We start from the raw sequence: 18,156 nt of genomic DNA, 5'->3' as shown, positions 1-18,156 counted from the left end.
AATCCACAAGCAAATAAATAAAAAAAATCCATTTAGGCGTATTTTTTCTATATCACTAATGTGAATAATTACGCTAGACCCTGCTTTTTGCTGGTGTGTGAGTCATTGTGGAGAAAGAAAGACAATTCATAAAATATTCACCTGTGAGTAACTATTTTGCTTTTGTAGTAATCTTTATCAGATCAAACGACAAAGATGAGGATTACTATGATTGGGCGAGCGACTTGGATTCAATCACCTAAAGCGATATTGGCATTCAATGCGGATGATGGTGTGGTGATTCGTGATGGAAAAATTTGTGAGTTGGTTGCAGCTGGGAAAACACCCACCAGCCACTATGATGTTATTTTTGATGCTTCTAATCATGTTGTCTTACCTGGTTTAATCAATACGCACCATCATTTTTATCAGACGCTTACTCGGGCTTTTCCAGATGCTCTTAATAAAGCGTTATTTCCTTGGTTACAGACTCTTTATCCGCTTTGGGCTGAATTAGAGCCGGAGATGCTTGCTAGCGCGACCAAGCTTGCCATGGTGGAATTAATGGAATCCGGTTGTACGCTTGCTGCAGATCATCATTACTTATTCCCCGCCGGTATGGAAAATGCCATCGATGTGCAAGTTGATGTTGCTAAGTCTCTTGGTATGCGCGCAATGTTTACTCGTGGTTCCATGAGTTTGGGAGAAAAAGATGGCGGTTTGCCTCCTCAATCTACTGTTCAAGATGAAAAAACCATCATTGATGACAGCGCGCGATTGATTAAAGCCCATCATCAGCGAGGTGAAGGCGCGATGATTCAAATCGCTTTAGCACCCTGTTCGCCTTTTTCAGTCACCACAGACATTATGAAAAGCAGCGCGGAATTAGCAAAAGCCGAAAATGTAAGATTACACACTCATCTTGCCGAGACCTTAGATGAAGAAGATTTTTGTCTAAAGCGCTTTGGTATGCGTACCGTCGACTATTTAGAAAGCGTCGGCTGGTTACATGATAGAACGTGGTTAGCACACGGTATTCATTTTGATGAAGATGAAATTATTCGGTTAGGTAAAGCCAAAGTGGGAATTTGCCATTGTCCAACCTCAAACATGATGCTGGGTTCGGGTATTGCACGAAATAATGAACTAGAAGCAGCTGGCGCCTTGGTTGGACTCGGTGTTGATGGTTCCGCGTCAAATGACGGCTCAAATATGATTATGGAAGTTCGCCAAGCTTTATATATTCAACGATTACGCTATGGTTCCGCCAATGTTTCTCACTTCGATGCTTATCGTTGGGCGACCAAAGGTTCCGCAGCGGTACTTGGACGTGAAGACATTGGCGAAATCGCCGTTGGAAAGCAAGCTGATCTGGCGCTTTTTAAATTAGATGAACTACGCTTTTCAGGCAGTCATGATCCTTTAGCGGCACTTCTATTATGTGGTGCACAAAAAGCTGATCGAGTGATGATCGCGGGAAAATGGACGGTAGAAAATGGTCATGCGATTGGGATTGATAGACAACAATTGATGGCTGAACATTCTGCTCATGCGCAGCGTTTAGCGAATAAGTTACTAGCAAAAAAATAGCGTAATTGCTCTCTAACTCTCTAAATAGAGAACAATAGAAAATAGAACAAAAAAAAGCGCCTATCAAAGGCGCTTTTTAACTATCAGCTTATTTTAAGACAACCCAAAAGAGCTATAAAGCTCGATTAAGCTTCTTCTTTCAAGCTTTTCATATCAATGATGAAGCGGTATTTCACATCGCCTTTTTTCATACGTTTATAAGCTTGGTTAATATCTTGGATATTGATCATTTCAGCATCGCACTCGATATTGTGTTCCGCACAGAACTCCAACATTTCTTGTGTTTCGGCGATACCACCGATCAAAGAACCAGTAAGAACACGACGTTTCATCACCAAATTCGCCGCATGAACCGCTGGTTCCATTGGTTCGATAAGACCGACTAAAATGTGCGTGCCATCGACTTTTAAGCAACCAAGGTACGGGTTCAAATCGTGTTGAACAGGAATGGTGTCTAACAAATAATCAAACGTCATCGCTGCCGCTTTCATTTGTTCTTCATCAGTCGACACAATAACGTGATCCGCGCCTTGTTTTTTCGCTTCCGCAATTTTGCTTTCAGAACGAGTGAAAATAGTCACTTCCGCACCAAAGGCTTTGGCGAATTTCACGCCCATATGGCCTAAGCCGCCCATGCCTAAAATACCAACTTTATCACCAGCTTTAATACCGTGATGACGAAGTGGAGAATACGTCGTGATACCAGCACACAATAAAGGTGCTGCTTTACTCAATTCCAAGGCTTCAGGAATGGATAAGACGAATTTTTCACGCACAACGATATGATCAGAATAACCGCCGTAAGTTAAGGTACCGTCGATTAAATCGTGAGCACCGTAAGTTCCAACTGGGCCATTATCACAATATTGCTCTAAGTCAGCTGCACAATGGGAACAATGCTGACAAGAGTCGACCATACAACCGACGCCGACAATATCGCCAACTTTGTATTTAGATACTTTACTGCCAACTTCTGTCACTTTACCGACAATTTCATGGCCTGGAACGATTGGGTAATTACTTGGGCCCCAATCACTTTCCGCTGTATGAATATCAGAATGACAAACACCACAATAAAGAATATCGATGTTTACATCGTCTTCACGAAGGGCGCGGCGTTCAAATGAAAATGGTGCTAAAGGGGTTGTTGCAGAGAGTGCAGCATAGGATTTTGCTTGGCTCATAAATTGTTACTCCAGTGTTTGAACATGAAATACGTGACGCCTAGTGTAGAGTAAAATCCTTTATTTTGTGTTGTGCATTCTTGCTATTGTTTTGCCTATTTCTCCAAATTAGTGAAACTTAACTTTTCCTACACAATCTTGTATGCATAATAACCCCATTGATTTTTATAGATGGGTGGATCAAAGATGAGCGATAGAAATTTAGTAGATTTGATCAAACCTCTAGTGAGCGAGGATGGCTTCTGCGATACCTTGATTGCCAATGTTCGTCTAATGAAGTGCGCAAAATCATTACCTCGAATGCCGCTTATTTATCGGCCAGGACTCACTATTATTGTTCAGGGTCGAAAAATTGGCTATTTAGGCGACCGCGAAATTCACTACAATTCTGGACATTACTTGGTGCAAACCTTGCCCTTGCCTTTCGAATGCGAAACCTTTGCAAGCCAACAAGAACCGCTTTTAGGCGTCTCTATCGATATAGACCCTGTTTTATTATCCGAGTTAGTTTCTGTTTCTTCTGAAGAGACGTTAAACCCATCTGTATCTCATTTTCCTATGTCATCCGTCCCAATGAGTGATGACATGATTGAATCTGTGTCTCGCCTTATCAAAGCGTTACATGATCCGTATACCGCAAAAATCATGGGACAAAGTCGAGTTAGAGAGGTCATTTTTGAAGCCTTACAAAGCCCACAAGGTGATGCTTTACGCGCTTTAGTGTTAAACCAAGGGCGTTTTTCATTGATAGTGAACTCTCTTAAGCAGTTACATCAGCAGTTGGATCAAGAAGTTCGTGTTGAGCAACTCGCTGAAGACGCCAACATGAGTGTTTCCAGTTTTCACCATCACTTTAAAAATATCGCAGGATCTTCTCCTCTGCAGTATTTGAAGCGTTTGCGTCTTTTAAAAGCACAAATGTTATTGAATCAAGGTCATCTAAATGTCAGTCAGATTTCTTTAGAAGTTGGCTATAAAAGCGTGCATCAATTTAGTCGAGACTATAAGCGCTACTTCGGCGCGCCACCGACAAAAGACAAACTGAGAGAAGATGCAGTGATATAAGACTTTTAAGTTCTTCAATTAACTCCCTTGAATTAACGTCTTTGAGTTTAAGTCATTGAATTAAATAGACGAGTGGTCTAAATTAATACCTATCGTATTTTATTGCCTAGGTATAAATACTTGCTCCCTGTCCTTGATGAACCAAATACCACTGTGAACTTGCCTAATAAACCTCGTCGTGGTCGACCTAAAAAGCCGTCAGCAGACGCTTTGGATACTCGAGAAGCTCTGTTACGTGCAGGTATGCTGATACTGACGGAATCTGGTTTCACCCGCAGTGGCATTGATCCGATTTTAAAATCTATTGGTGTGCCAAAAGGGTCTTTCTATCATTACTTTTCTAGTAAAGAAGCCTTTGGTTTGGCCGTTTTAGAGCGCTATCGCCGTTATTTCGAAGCTAAGTTAGATGGTTTTTTGTTCGATGAGGCATTTTCTCCGCTAGAACGATTACAGCGTTTCGCTCAAGACGCCCAAGACGGCATTGTCCGTCATGAATTCAAACGTGGCTGTTTAGTTGGCAATTTGGAACAAGAATCTAGCCTGTTATCCGAAGCATTTCGAGAGCAATTACAAGCGACCTATCAAAGTTGGCAAGCACGAGTTGCGACCTGTTTATTAGAAAGCCAAAAACAAGGTGAAATTGATCTACAAGGCAGTATTGAAGAGACGTCTCAGGCATTTTGGATTGGCTGGGAAGGCGCGGTTCATCGTGCAAGATTGGTAAAAAGCATTCAACCACTAAGCTTATTTATGAATTTTTTCACCCAAGCGATTCAAGTAAAAACACGTTAATGACTTGAGCCAAGTATTGATACTTGGCTTTTTAGCTATTCATTAGATGACAGTTTTATTAGACGAACGGTCTAAAATCGGAGGATTTATGTTTAAAGGTTTATTGATCACCCAAGAAGAGAAAAAAAGCTCTGCATCCGTGGTTGAGCTACAGGAAGATCAGCTACCCGAAGGTGATGTTCTCATCGCAGTACATTACAGCACGTTAAATTACAAAGATAGCTTAGCTATCACAGGTAAGTCTCCTGTTGTACGTTCTTTTCCTATGGTGCCTGGAATCGATTTAGTCGGTGAAGTTTTGCAAAGCGACTCTGATCGCTTCTCTGAAGGTGATTTTGTCATACTGAATGGCTTTGGCGTTGGAGAAGTGCATTGGGGTGGGCTTGCACAAAAAGCTCGACTCAAAAGTGACTGGCTTATTCCGCTGCCAAAAGGTATAAATGCTAAACAATCTATGGCAATAGGTACAGCGGGATATACCGCTATGCTGTCAGTACTTGCCCTTGAAAAACAAGGTGTTACACCTGATTCTGGTGAAATTCTAGTCACTGGCGCCAACGGAGGTGTTGGTAGTTTTGCCATTCGTCTACTGAATCGTCTTGGTTATCACGTGGTTGCCTCAACTGGACGAATGGAAGAAAGCGACTATTTGAAAAGTCTTGGCGCGAGCGAGATCATTGATCGAAAGTTACTTTCCGAGCCTGGTAAACCTTTGCAGAAAGAGCGTTGGGCTGGCGTCATCGATTGTGTCGGTAGTCACACTTTAGCCAACGCCTGTGCAAGTACAAAATACGGTGGCGTGGTAACCGCTTGTGGCCTAGCTCAAGGTATGGACTTCCCTGCTTCTGTTGCGCCGTTCATTTTGCGCGGCGTCAAACTTATCGGCATTGACAGCGTCATGCGACCCTTAGCAGACCGTATTGAAGCGTGGCAACGCTTAAGCGAACTGTTGCAACCAGAAGACTTTGACAGCATCAGTGAAGAAATTGGCTTGGAAGACGTAGTAGAAACGGCCTATAAATTGCTTGATGGAAAGGTACGTGGTCGAGTATTGGTTAATATAAAAGCTCAATAACCCGCTTTTGCTATTTCATCGACGAGACTTATTTTACCAGCAGCAAGGATTGACTATGAAGATTGTGATTGCACCGGATTCCTTTAAAGAAAGTTTAACCGCGCTGGAAGTAGCGAATGCGATTGAAGCGGGCTTTCGTCAGGTATTCCCTGACGCGGAATACATCAAAGTCCCGATGGCCGATGGCGGTGAAGGCACGGTGCAATCTATGGTTGATGCGACTCAAGGGCATTTAGTTGACCTTGAAGTGACTGGACCGCTGGGCAATAGGGTCATGGCGCAATACGGTATTTTAGGCTCGGTAGAAGGTCAAACATCGTCCACCGCTGTGATTGAAATGGCGTCCGCTTCAGGGTTGCATTTGGTGCCACGAGATCAGCGTGATCCACTTTACACCACTAGCTTCGGAACCGGTGAATTGATCAAAGATGCCCTAGATAGAGGCATTAAACACATTGTTCTAGGATTAGGTGGCAGTGCCACCAATGACGCGGGCGTGGGTTTGGCGCAAGCATTGGGCATTCAATTCCAAGGCGATAACCATCAAGAACTGCCCTTTGGCGGTATGGCGCTCGCTCAATTGAGTCAGGTTGATGTGAGCCAAGCTCACCCTCTTCTAGCCGAATGCCGCTTCGATGTTGCCTGTGATGTTGATAATCCGTTATGTGGCGAACGTGGTGCTTCCGCTATTTTTGGCCCACAAAAAGGTGCAACGCCAGAAATGGTGACCTTGTTAGATAAAACACTCGAGCACTTTGCGGATGTCTTAGTGCAGAATGGTTTTGCTGATCATCGACTCGATCCTGGCGCTGGTGCGGCTGGTGGCATGGGCTTGGGCGCAAAAGTGTTTCTTAATGCGACTCTAAAGCCCGGTATCGAGATTGTCATGGAAACCGTTGGTTTGGCTGACAAGCTACAAAATGCCGATTTAGTCATCACTGGCGAAGGTCGAATAGATGGCCAAACTGTCTTTGGCAAAACACCCATGGGCGTACTGAAACAAGCCAACGCAAATGGGGTTCCAACCATTGGTATTGCTGGTAGTTTGGGTAAAGACGCTGAGGCTATTTTGGCTCACGGAATGTTGGCGATATTTCCCATTATTCCGGCGCTCGATAGTTTGGATAATGTCTTGGCTCAAGCTGAAAGTAATCTAATCAACTCATCACGAAACATCGCCGCTGCTATTCAATTCGGTCGTTTGATGAGCTAATTAATGTGGCTGTCTAATCAATGTGATGGCCTAATGAAAACGTTACGGTTTTTTTACGCGCCAATCTCTGCGCCCTTTGCTACAGTCTTGCTTGTGCTCTTCCTTACTTAAAAGGCGTAGACAAGCGACATAATGAAAATGAAAACACCAACAATCCCTTCTCACTATTTAGCCGTGCTTGCTGTTAGCACGGCTTTGCTGATCAGTTATGGATTGGATATTTGGCTTGGGTCCAATATTGCCGTTTTGCTGATTTTGCAGCTGGCGGTGGTGGTAGTCGCTTTATCCTGTCGTTCTCGTTGGGTGTATGGCGTGGCGCTGTTTGAAGCGCTTTGCTTTAACTTCCTTTTTACCGTGCCGCGTTATTCATTAGAGATGTTTAATGGCGATGATATGGTGAATTTACTGGTATTTCTGCTGGTGGCGGTAATCACCAGTAAGCTGGCAGAGTTATATCAACATCAGCAAAACCAATTAAAACAAGAGCAGCTGCGTAACAGTATTTTATTGTCGGTTTCTCATGATCTACGCACGCCACTGTCGACCATCATTGGCACCTTGAGTACTTTAAAAGAATACATGGATAAGCTCTCGGAGCAGGAAAAGCAAGAGCTGCTAGACAGCGCCACCATCGAAAGTCATCGTCTTCATCAATACATTGAGAACTTACTGCAAGCAACAAAACTGCACCATGGCGTGGTTGTCCCAAAAATGTCTGAGCAATCTGCCGTTGCCATTATACATCATGTTATGGATCGTTTTAGTCAGCAAAAATATCGTTTAATTCTGCAAATAGATGACAAGCTGCCACTGATTTCGGTGAGTGCTTCACTTATTCAGCAGGCAATTTTTAACGTTATCGATAATGCCTTGCGATACTCTCCAATAGATAAAGCTGTAATCATTTCAATAAATATATTAGGCACAGATAATAAGTGCTCTCAGGTTGTTATTGATGTGCGAGATCAAGGGGATGGTATCAGCTCTGCCCAGTCTGAAACCATCTTTGAACTGTTTTATTCGGTCGACTCTTTCAAGAGAAATGACAGCGGCACAGGTTTGGGTCTGGCGGTATCAAAAGGCATTATTGCAGCTCACCATGGTTCTATTCAATCCGTTCCTGTTGCACAAGGCTGCCTAATTCGGATCTGCCTTCCTGCGTGCATTGAGGTGTCAATTAACGGAAAAGGTAACGCATCATGACCTCTTATAAAATCTTGGTGGTCGATGACGAGCCACAAATCCATACCTTCATTCGTATTTCATTAGCAGCAGAAGGTTTTGAGTATCTTGGTGCGGAATCCATCGCCGCTGCAAAGCACGTGATTGAACAAGATTCACCGCATTTGTTGGTATTGGATCTAGGCTTGCCTGACGGCGACGGCATGGATTTGGTCAACTATGTGCGAGCCATCAGCAATACACCTATTTTGATTCTGACAGCTCGGGATGAAGAGGATGAAAAAATTCGTCTGCTTGAAGCAGGAGCGAATGATTACCTGAGCAAACCCTTCGGCATTCGCGAATTAATTGTTCGAGTGAAAGTCTTGTTACGGGATTTAGTGAATACCCACTCACCGGTAGATGTCCTAGAAACCCAAGATATTAAGCTAGAAATCAGCACCAATCAGGCTTGGTTACAAGGTTCCCCCTTGGCGCTAACTAAGAAGGAATTCGCCTTTTTACGCATGCTGATGACCACGCCAGACAAGCTGGTGATGCAAGAAGAATTACTGGCCAGAATTTGGGGCGTGACTCATACCCGAGACTCGCATTATTTGCGGATTTTAGTTAGCCAGCTGCGCAAAAAGCTCAACGATAATGCCAATGATCAGCGTGTTATTAAAACGGAACCTGGTCTGGGTTATCGATTGTTATCAGGCAGTTAATCTGAGACTTTTGCACGACTACTGTGCTTGCCAATACTTTGTTAAAAATAGACTCAAAATGCTTATTTATAACCCATAAACTCCGCTTTTTCGTCTATTTTTGCCTCGTCTTGGCTTCGCTCGTGACTTCGTGCAAAGGTCTCAATTCATCAAAAATGTTAAAAGACTCTTAAAAGGCATAAATAAAAGGTAATCAATATGGCGCATTTTACAGTGATTGGTTTAGGGCGTTTTGGGGTTTCGGCAAGCATGGAGCTAATTTATTTAGGTCATACGGTAACGGGTGTAGATCGAGACGCAAAAATTGCTGAAAAGTACGTTGATGATTTCACCCAAGTGATGATTTGCGATTCCACCGATGAAAACGCGTTAAAAGAGCTCGACCTGATCAACAGCGATGCAGTGCTGGTGGCTATTGGCGAAGACATGGAATCCAGCCTGTTGTGCATCTTGGCGCTGAAAAAGATCGGCGTGAAAGAGATCTGGGTCAAAGCCAGTAGCCGCGCCCATCACACTATTGTCTCTAAACTTGGCGTGGCACGTATTATTCATCCAGAAGAAGAAATGGGTGTGCGTGTTGCTCAGGCACTGAATTACCCGATGGTGAACGATTATTTGTCTATTGGACATGGTTTGTACGTGGTGGAGATTCATATCAAACCACAGCTAGACGGACGTCCTCTTGGTGATGTTCTGGACCCAGCAAAGGGAAAAGTCGATGCTGTGATGGTCAAACGAGAGCAAGAGACTTTTTTGCAGTTAGACAAAAAGTTTGTTCTAAAAGAAAAAGACATCTTGCTGTTGTGTGGCCCTCGCAGTGAACTTAAACATATTGCACCAAGGCTGGCTTGAGATGGTGAATTGGGATCCTGCGGTTACCGCCATAGAGCGTCATCCAAAAGCGGCGAAAAAAATCATGGCGGCGCCACCTTTGATTTTATGTGGTGGTTTTTTAATGCTGATTACCATCGGTAGCTTGCTGCTTAAATTACCGATCGCCACCACACAATCGATTTCCTGGCTGCATAGTGTTTTTACTGCCACGTCTGCGGTCACAGTGACAGGCTTAGTTGTAGAGGATACAGGCACTGCTTTTACTACGTTTGGGCAAGTCGTGATTGCGATTTTGATTCAATGTGGCGGTCTTGGCTTAATGACCTTCGCTATCGTTACTCTCGTCGCGCTGGGCGGCCGTATTGGCTTTTTGCAGCGCACTGTAGCCATTGAAGCATTCAATCAAACTGACGCCTCTAGCATCGTTTCTACCGCCAAGTCGGTATTGCTGTTTTCCTTGATCGTAGAAGTCACCGGTATATTAATTCTCGCGATACATTGGAGTGAAACCTTGGGTTGGAAAACCAGTTTATTCCATGGTTTCTTCTACACCATCAGCGCCTTTAATAACGCTGGATTTGCGTTGTCCTCAGAGAGCTTAATGCCTTACGTGGCCGATCCTATCGTGAATTTTACCATCAGTGGTTTGTTCATCATTGGTGGTTTGGGTTTTTCCGTATGGATTGATCTGATGAAAAATCGTCGCTGGGCGAGACTTTCGCCCTACAGCAAAATGATGATTACCGGCACCATTGTCATTAACCTTGTTGCCTTGCTTGCCATCTATTTTATTGAATACAGCAATCCCAATACTCTTGGTCCACTGAGCGAAACTGGCAAGTGGCTGGCTTCTTGGTTTCAAGCGGTTACCCCGCGCACGGCGGGGTTTAATACTCTTGCCATTGAAGAACTAAGAGACGCCACGACATCGTTGATGTTAGTGCTGATGTTCATCGGTGGTGGGTCATTGAGTACCGCTAGTGGCATCAAGGTTGTGACTTTTATGCTGCTGGTCTTAGCAACTTACGCTTACTTGCGACGTGATGAAGAAGTAAACGTGTTTAAACGCGAAATTCCTAAGGAAGTGATCAGCAAAGCTCTGGCCTTGAGTATGATGTCCATCGGTGTCACTTGGTTGGCAATATTCGTATTATTGGTGAGTGAAAAACACGCACAGATGATCGACGTGGTGTTCGAAGCCGTATCGGCATTGGGTACTGTTGGCCTTTCTCGCGGGTTAACCGGTTCCTTGAGTAACACAGGGGAAGGCATCATCATCTTCTTGATGTTTATCGGCCGCCTTGGGCCACTGACGCTCGCCTACTTCCTCGCCAGCCCAAGAAGCAAAAAAGTCCGCTACCCGAAAGTCAAAATGACCGTGGGTTAAGAGGCTTTTTCGAGCTCTAAACCTTATGGTTTAGAGCTCGAATGCTTTTTTACTTGTTTATCACTTCCCAATACAAAACGAGCCAAAGATGCGGCCTAGCAAGTCGTCGCTGGTGAAGGCGCCGGTGATTTCGCTTAAGGCTTGTTGGGCTTCTTTTAGATCTTCAGCCAGCAACTCCCCTGCGCCGTAGCCGTGGAGTTGCTCGTTACCTGCTTCTAAAAAGCGGTTGGCTTTGTTAAGTGCTTCGATATGGCGACGACGGGCGATAAAACCACCTTCAGTCGTGCTGTCGAAGCCCATGACGGCTTTTAGATGTTCAGTTAAATCAGTAACGCCCTCGCCTGTTTTTGCCGATAGAGAGACAACAGAGATGCCTGAGACCATTTCAATACCCGTGCCTTCTTTGGTTAAGTCGACTTTGTTACGCACCAAAGTTAGGTGTTTGGTATCACCGAGTTTTTCCATGAATTCTGGCCAGATTTCGCTTGGGTCTTTTGAATCTATCGATTGGCTGTCGACCATCATTAGAATGCGATCTGCTTTACTGATTTCGTCCCATGCGCGCTGAATACCAATGCGCTCTACTTCGTCTGGGCTGTCGCGTAAGCCAGCCGTATCGATAATGTGTAGCGGCATACCGTCTAGATGAATGTGTTCGCGCAACACGTCACGAGTAGTTCCTTCGATATTGGTGACAATAGCGGATTCTTTACCAGATAAGGCGTTTAACAAGCTGGATTTACCAGCATTTGGGCGCCCTGCAATAACCACGTTCATACCTTCGCGAATCAAGGCGCCTTGGTTGGCTTCTTTGAGTACTTCTGCCAGTTTAATTTGAATGCCAGCCAGTTCCGCGGCGACTTTGCCGTCACCGATGAAGTCGATTTCCTCTTCTGGAAAATCAATCGCTGCTTCCACGTAAATACGTAGGTGAATCAAGGCTTCAACCAGCTCGTCAACACGTTTCGAGAAAGCGCCTTGTAAGGAGCGTAACGCGCATTTAGCCGCTTGCTCTGACGTACTGTCGATCAAGTCGGCAATGGCTTCTGCTTGGGTTAAGTCCATTTTGTCGTTCATGAAAGCACGTTCGGAGAATTCCCCCGGACGCGCTAAACGTGCGCCAAGCGCCACACAGTGGCTAAGCAGCATGTCCATAATAACGGGGCCGCCATGGCCTTGTAGTTCAAAGACATCTTCGCCAGTAAAGGAGTTTGGCCCTGGAAAATATAAGGCGATGCCTTCATCGAGTTGTTCTTGATCCGTCGTTTTGAAAGGCACGTAATGGGCATAACGTGGTTTAGGTTCAAAGCCGACAATTTGCTTAGCGATAGCAAGGCTTTTTGGGCCGGATAAACGAATGATCCCTACGCCACCTCGGCCAGGAGCGGTGGCTTGTGCGGCAATCGTGTCTTGGTCTGTGGCGTATTGGAAATCGGTCATAATCAAACTCTGTGCGATAAAAGAAAATAAATAGAGGTTGCTGTCATTGTCCGTTAGCAAGACAAGCATGGCAATCTAAACGTAAAAAAGGCCTCCCAATGGGAAGCCTTTTTAATCGAAACTTAAGCCTGTTGAGTATCAGACTTCTCTTTCGATGCGTTTTGTAATCACATACTGTTGCAATATGGATAAGGTGTTGTTCGTTACCCAATATAGAACTAGACCTGCAGGGAACCACAAGAAGAAGATGGAGAATGCGACTGGCATAATCTTCATGATTCGAGCTTGCATTGGATCTGGAGGCGTTGGGTTAAGTGATTGTTGAACAAACATACTAATACCCATCAAAATTGGCAGGATAAAGAATGGGTCCATCACTGATAAATCGTGAATCCATAGGAAGAATGGCGCATGGCGCAATTCAACGGATTCCATCAATACCCAGTACAACGAAAGGAAAACTGGCATTTGAACCAAGATAGGTAAACAACCACCCAAGGGGTTAATTTTCTCTTTCTTGTAAAGCGCCATCATTTCTTGCGACATCTTCTGACGGTCGTCACCATGCTTTTCTTTCAGCTTGGCAATTTCAGGTCCGAATTTACGCATTTTCGCCATTGAACGGTAGCTTGCCGCTGATAACTTGAAGAAAACAGCTTTTACACAAACCACGATCAAGATAATCGCAATACCCCAGTTGATAACGAAAGACTGGATCAATGTTAGCAACCAGAAAAGCGGTTTAGCCAACCACCATAACCAGCCGTAATCAACGGTTAGATCAAGGTTTTCTGCTGTGCTTTCTAGGTGATCTTGTAATTTTGGACCAACATAGAAAGTCGAGCTCAACGTACCTTGTTTACCCGGTGCTATTTCAACTGGCGTGCCAGTAAAACCGATGATGTTAAAGTCACCATTAGTGCGAGCTTGCAAGGTTACTTTTTGGCCCTGTTCCGGAATCCAAGCAGAAACGAAGTAATGCTGAAGTACCGCAACCCAACCTTTGGTAGTGGTTGTTTTGATAGGGTCTTCTTTCATGTCAGAGAAAGAAACCTTGGTGTATTTCGTTTGCTCATCAGAAATCGCGCCACCTAGGTAAGGCTGTAAGCCCATGCTAGTCGCTTTGCTTGGATCTGGTGTGTTGTCACGTTTGATCTGCGCAAATAAGTTACCGCGCCAAGTGCTTGATGACGTATTGTCTACCGTGATCAATTGGCGAATACGGTACTTACCTTTCATAAAGCGGAAGGTTTTCGTGTATTTCACGCCTTTTGCATCAGTGTAGTACAGATTCACATCAAGAGAATCTTCACCATCAGCTAAGGTGTAAGCCGTTTTTTCAGATTGGTAAACTGGACGACCTTCAGGAGAAGCGTCTGGACCATCTTGACCAACTAAACCACTTTGAGTCACATAAGTGCGCTCGCTGCCATCTTCTAAGATGACAAATGGATCAGGCTGGCCTAATTCTTTTTTGTATTGAAGAAGAGCAGCTTCAACTAAGTCACCACCGACAGGATTGATCGCAACACGAAGGGTATCGGTTGTTACTTCAATCAATTTCCCCGGTGCGATTTTTGTCACACTTTGCGGAATTTCGGCATTGGCTTCGCTTGTGCTTTGAGTTGCCATAGGCAAATCATCGCTCATTTGAGAGTTTGTCTCAGATTGAGACTGTGTGCTTTGAGCTACGCTTTGAGTGGACTGAGGACCATAATCTTGGCTCCACTGTAAAAACAGTAGGTAGCCACTGATAAAAAGCGCACCCCATAAAAAGTAACGTCTGAAATCCATGGTATTCAACTAATTTGTTTGGTTGGACAATAGGTTCACAGAACCCTTATAAAAATCACGCGCTATTAAACCAGCCTTTGGCAGTTTTTTCAGCCTATTTCTGTCTAGATTGATCGCGTTTTTTATTTTGAGTAGGTTTTAGAGCTTTTTTTGCCAACTGATCCCATGCTTTGTCGAGACGGTTGTGCAAATCGGCGTTTTCCAGTTCCTTAATACCTTGTCGTGCTAAGAAGACAATATCAAGACCTGAAAGAGGGATTTTGTGGTGACGAAAGGAATCACGCACCAAACGTTTGATACGATTCCTGCCTACCGCGCGTTTATCCGTTTTCTTAGACACAATAAGACCCAACCGAGTTTGGTCATCATCTCGTTTTCGTGCCAATAAAAGGAATTCGCCTGCGAAGACTTTGGAGGAGGTGTCGTTAAAGACAGATTGATAATCCCCGGCATTCAGAAGTCTGACATGCCGAGGAAAACAATATTCGTTCATCAGCGTACTTATGCGCTTAGAACCTTGCGGCCGCGAGCACGACGACGAGCGATAACTTGACGTCCGCCTTTAGTAGCCATACGAGCACGGAAACCGTGATTGCGTTTGCGTTTTAGAACGCTAGGTTGGAAAGTTCTTTTCATCTTAATTCTCTCACTGAATGCAGTGTTTGAGTTTTGAGGGTTAGCGACCGCCAAGCCTCTACATTTGATTGGTCAAATCAGGGCGCGGATTTTAGAGCCTTTCCTTAGTAAATTCAATGCTTAGCACAGCTTAATTAATAAAAAAATAGCTACACAATCCATTAAACACTTACACACAGACTTCTACCTCACTGGTGGATAAAGAATATTTTATAAAATTATCTTATCCACAAGGGAGGGTTTTTATTAATTTATGTGTATAAAAATCAAAACGATAAAAACTTTTCCACTTGTGGGTAAGGTTAAAATAAACTGCCACTAACATGTGTGTAAGTAGTGTGGTTATGCACATAATATTTTTTTATCTACCGCTGTGCATAACCTCATGTGTTATTAACATTTCTGCTATTAACCTATGAGTTACGTTTTTTTCTAATTATGTGTGGATAACTTTAAGGGCCCGATGTAAAATCCGCTCCTTGTCTGTCACTCAACCAGGGAGTACGTCTACAGTGTCTTTGGAGCATTGGAATCTTTGTCTGCAGCGCTTGCAGGGTGAGTTTTCCACATCTCAGTTCAACACCTGGATTCGTCCATTGCAGGCTGAAATGATGCCGAATGGAGAATTGTGCCTAAGTGCACCAAACCGTTTTGTGTTGGATTGGGTGAGTAACAAATATCAAACGCGCATAAAGGAATTATTGTCTGAATTTGCTGGTGATGATCTTGCACCTGCTTTAAAGCTAGCGGTGAAAGCTCAAAATTTTGCCCAAGCGAATCAGATGTCTCCTCCACCTCCCCCGGTCTCAAGTGAACCGGCTATTAACCCTTTAAATAATGAAGTGGCTAGAGAATCTGGCTATCGTCCGGGTTTTGGCTTAATGGATGACGAAGAAGGCAGCCCAAATGCTGACCTTGAATTTGAAGCACCATTAACTTTGTCGGGTACGGGATTGCGTGGCGAGCTTGAACCTTATGAACAGGGCCAACTGCCATTAACGGCGCCCAAACGTAAAGTACAAGTAGAGGGTGGTATTAACCACGGCGCGAATCTAAATAATTCATTTACCTTTGATAACTTCATCGAAGGTAAATCCAACCAGCTCGCTCATGCTGCGGCATTGCAAGTCGCTGAGAATCCAGGCGGTGCTTACAACCCTCTCTTTATATATGGTGGGGTTGGCTTGGGTAAAACTCACTTAATGCAAGCCGTTGGTACTGAAATGATGCGTCATAATCCGAATGCTAAGGTGGTTTACCTGCATTCTGAACGCTTCGTTGCTGACATGGTAAAAGCCCTACAGTTGAACGCGATTAACGATTTCAAACGTTATTATCGTTCTGTGGATGCTTTATTAATTGATGACATCCAGTTTTTTGCCGGCAAAGACCGCACGCAAGAAGAGTTTTTTCACACCTTTAATGCTCTGTTAGAAGGTGGTCAGCAGATGATTTTGACCTGTGACCGCTATCCTAAAGAGATCCAAGGTTTGGAAGATCGTCTTAAATCGCGTTTTGGTTGGGGTTTAACTGTTGCGATTGAACCGCCGGAATTAGAAACACGTGTCGCCATTTTGATGCGTAAAGCAGATGAAAGTGGTATCAAGTTATCTTATGATTCTGCATTCTTTATCGCTCAGAAAATACGTTCAAACGTACGTGAGTTAGAAGGCGCGCTAAAACGTGTTATTGCTAACTCGCACTTTACTGGACGAGCAATTACGCCAGATTTTGTCCGCGAGTCTTTAAAAGACCTTTTGGCCTTGCAAGATAAGCTGGTAAACATCGATAATATCCAGCGAATTGTGGCGGAATACTACAAAATTAAGATCAGTGATCTGCTGTCGAAACGTCGTAGCCGATCTGTTGCTCGTCCTCGCCAAGTGGCGATGTCATTAGCAAAAGAATTGACCAATCATAGCTTGCCCGAAATTGGCGATGCATTTGGTGGCCGCGATCATACGACAGCCTTGCATGCGATTCGCAAGATTAAAGAACTGCAAGATACGGATTCTGATATTCGTGAAGACTACAAACAATTGATGCGAATTCTGACCACCTGATGGTCTAAGACTTTGAGTTTACGAGGAAAATAATGAAATTTTCAGTCGTCCGCGAGACACTTCTTAAGCCACTTCAACTAGTGGCAGGCGTTGTAGAGCGCAAACAAACCATGCCTGTCTTGGCCAATGTGTTGGTAGAAGTGAAAGACCAACTATTAACGCTTACCGGTTCTGACTTAGAAGTAGAATTGGTAGGTCATGTGCCATTAGATGAGTGCGAAGAAGGCCGTATTACCGTGCCAGCTCGTAAACTAATGGACATTTGCAAAAGCTTACCAGACAGTGCGGTAATTGAATTCACCTTGGATGACCAAAAAGCGGTTATTCGTTCAGGTCGTTCACGTTTTAGCTTGTCTACTTTGCCAGCAGATGAATTCCCGAATATCCAAGATATGCAAGGCGATTTAACGGTTTCTATCGCACAAAATAGCGTACGTCGTTTGATCGACCGTACGGGTTTTGCGATGGCGAACCAAGATGTGCGTTATTACCTTAACGGTATGTTGTTAGAAGTGGCTGACGGTCAGTTACGAGTTGTAGCAACTGACGGACACCGTTTGGCGACAGCTGTTGAAGATGCTCAAGTGAGCGGTGATTTAACGCAAGTTATCGTGCCTCGCAAAGGTGTTTTGGAACTAAACCGCTTACTAAATGATACAGATGAAGTAGTTGAGCTAACGATAGGTACAAACCATATTCGCGCGAAAGTAGCAGAATATGTGTTTACCTCTAAATTAGTTGATGGCAAATTCCCTGATTATCATCGTGTTATTCCTCGTAATAATGAAAAAATTGTCATTGCCGATCGTTTGGAATTACGTCAAGTATTTCTACGTGCATCGATTCTTTCCAACGAGAAATACCGTGGTGTGCGTTTGATTTTGTCTAACGGCATGTTGCAAGTGTTTGCCAATAACCCAGAGCAAGAAGAAGCCGAAGAATCCGTATTGGTGCAATACCAAGGCGACAACATGGAAGTGGGCTTCAACGTGGGTTACTTGTTAGACGTATTGGGTGTCGTAGACTCTCAAGAAGTGCGTTTATCATTGAACGACTCGAACAGCAGTGCCTTGATCGAAGAAGCACAAAGCCACGCAGCACAATACGTTGTGATGCCGATGCGTCTATAATCATCGCTTAGATGATAGACCTATCACCCGCTTGGTGATTTAGTTTTCTAAAATGCCAAGTGGGTTGTCTTTCCTCCCCCAATTA

Annotated in this window: 16 protein-coding genes; 11 read left to right on the top strand and 5 right to left on the bottom strand. The window is 44.1% G+C overall.

What is annotated here, in order from left to right; translation table 11 throughout:
- The first annotated feature begins 207 nt into the window (after positions 1–207).
- On the top strand, positions 208–1,569 hold the full coding sequence (locus tag BUA59_RS08690; protein WP_072839326.1) for an 8-oxoguanine deaminase: 1,362 nt from the start codon (positions 208–210) through the stop codon (positions 1,567–1,569).
- Between the two features lie 125 nt (positions 1,570–1,694).
- Here BUA59_RS08690 and BUA59_RS08685 read toward each other — a convergent pair whose 3' ends face one another.
- Positions 1,695–2,753, bottom strand: coding sequence for an NAD(P)-dependent alcohol dehydrogenase (locus BUA59_RS08685; protein WP_072839325.1), 1,059 nt, complete (start codon positions 2,751–2,753; stop codon positions 1,695–1,697).
- A 186-nt stretch (positions 2,754–2,939) separates the two neighbouring features.
- On the opposite strand from BUA59_RS08685, the gene BUA59_RS08680 reads away from it, so the two are divergent.
- The 8 genes from BUA59_RS08680 to BUA59_RS08645 all read left to right on the top strand — a co-directional run bounded on the left by BUA59_RS08680 (position 2,940) and on the right by BUA59_RS08645 (position 11,008).
- Positions 2,940–3,818, top strand: coding sequence for an AraC family transcriptional regulator (locus BUA59_RS08680; protein ID WP_245813118.1), 879 nt, complete (start codon positions 2,940–2,942; stop codon positions 3,816–3,818).
- Positions 3,819–3,938: 120 nt separating this feature from the next.
- Entirely contained in the window at positions 3,939–4,610 is a 672-nt protein-coding gene (gene acuR / locus BUA59_RS08675) for an acrylate utilization transcriptional regulator AcuR (RefSeq protein WP_072839323.1), read from the top strand.
- Between the two features lie 88 nt (positions 4,611–4,698).
- A complete protein-coding gene (gene acuI / locus BUA59_RS08670) occupies positions 4,699–5,685 on the top strand; it encodes an acrylyl-CoA reductase (NADPH) (protein ID WP_072839322.1) in 987 nt (328 codons plus the stop codon).
- Positions 5,686–5,740: 55 nt separating this feature from the next.
- Positions 5,741–6,898 carry a glycerate kinase gene (locus BUA59_RS08665; protein ID WP_072839321.1) on the top strand — a complete coding sequence of 386 codons (1,158 nt, stop codon included), beginning with the start codon at positions 5,741–5,743 and terminating at the stop codon, positions 6,896–6,898.
- Positions 6,899–7,030: 132 nt separating this feature from the next.
- The gene (locus BUA59_RS08660) at positions 7,031–8,101 is read left to right on the top strand and encodes a sensor histidine kinase (protein ID WP_072839320.1); all 1,071 of its coding nucleotides are present in this window, start codon (positions 7,031–7,033) and stop codon (positions 8,099–8,101) included.
- On the top strand, positions 8,098–8,787 hold the full coding sequence (locus tag BUA59_RS08655) for a response regulator transcription factor (RefSeq protein WP_072839319.1): 690 nt from the start codon (positions 8,098–8,100) through the stop codon (positions 8,785–8,787). The genes BUA59_RS08660 and BUA59_RS08655 overlap by 4 nt, the downstream gene beginning before the upstream one ends.
- A gap of 198 nt (positions 8,788–8,985) precedes the next feature.
- A complete protein-coding gene (locus tag BUA59_RS08650; protein ID WP_072839318.1) occupies positions 8,986–9,639 on the top strand; it encodes a potassium channel family protein in 654 nt (217 codons plus the stop codon).
- Positions 9,605–11,008: a TrkH family potassium uptake protein gene (locus BUA59_RS08645; protein WP_245813117.1), complete on the top strand. Its 1,404-nt coding sequence runs from the start codon at positions 9,605–9,607 to the stop codon at positions 11,006–11,008. The genes BUA59_RS08650 and BUA59_RS08645 overlap by 35 nt, the downstream gene beginning before the upstream one ends.
- A gap of 60 nt (positions 11,009–11,068) precedes the next feature.
- Here BUA59_RS08645 and mnmE read toward each other — a convergent pair whose 3' ends face one another.
- The 4 genes from mnmE to rpmH form a co-directional block, all read right to left on the bottom strand.
- Positions 11,069–12,448, bottom strand: a complete 1,380-nt coding sequence (mnmE, locus tag BUA59_RS08640; RefSeq protein ID WP_072839479.1) for a tRNA uridine-5-carboxymethylaminomethyl(34) synthesis GTPase MnmE — start codon at positions 12,446–12,448, stop codon at positions 11,069–11,071.
- Between the two features lie 138 nt (positions 12,449–12,586).
- Positions 12,587–14,242, bottom strand: a complete 1,656-nt coding sequence (yidC, locus tag BUA59_RS08635) for a membrane protein insertase YidC (protein ID WP_072839316.1) — start codon at positions 14,240–14,242, stop codon at positions 12,587–12,589.
- Positions 14,243–14,336: 94 nt separating this feature from the next.
- Complete coding sequence (rnpA, locus tag BUA59_RS08630; protein ID WP_072839315.1) at positions 14,337–14,735, bottom strand: ribonuclease P protein component; 399 nt, start codon at positions 14,733–14,735, stop codon at positions 14,337–14,339.
- An 8-nt stretch (positions 14,736–14,743) separates the two neighbouring features.
- Positions 14,744–14,878 carry a 50S ribosomal protein L34 gene (rpmH, locus tag BUA59_RS08625; RefSeq protein WP_012072147.1) on the bottom strand — a complete coding sequence of 45 codons (135 nt, stop codon included), beginning with the start codon at positions 14,876–14,878 and terminating at the stop codon, positions 14,744–14,746.
- Positions 14,879–15,390: 512 nt separating this feature from the next.
- Between rpmH and dnaA the strand changes: the two genes are divergently transcribed.
- Together dnaA and dnaN are read left to right on the top strand one after the other, a co-directional pair.
- Entirely contained in the window at positions 15,391–16,941 is a 1,551-nt protein-coding gene (dnaA, locus tag BUA59_RS08620) for a chromosomal replication initiator protein DnaA (RefSeq protein WP_072839314.1), read from the top strand.
- Between the two features lie 32 nt (positions 16,942–16,973).
- The gene (dnaN, locus tag BUA59_RS08615; RefSeq protein ID WP_011977840.1) at positions 16,974–18,071 is read left to right on the top strand and encodes a DNA polymerase III subunit beta; all 1,098 of its coding nucleotides are present in this window, start codon (positions 16,974–16,976) and stop codon (positions 18,069–18,071) included.
- Positions 18,072–18,156 lie beyond the last annotated feature (85 nt).

It is taken from the genome of Marinomonas polaris DSM 16579, from assembly GCF_900129155.1.
Lineage (GTDB): Bacteria > Pseudomonadota > Gammaproteobacteria > Pseudomonadales > Marinomonadaceae > Marinomonas > Marinomonas polaris.
Note: the sequence above shows the minus strand (reverse complement) of the source record. Positions and strands in the feature narration are given on the sequence as shown.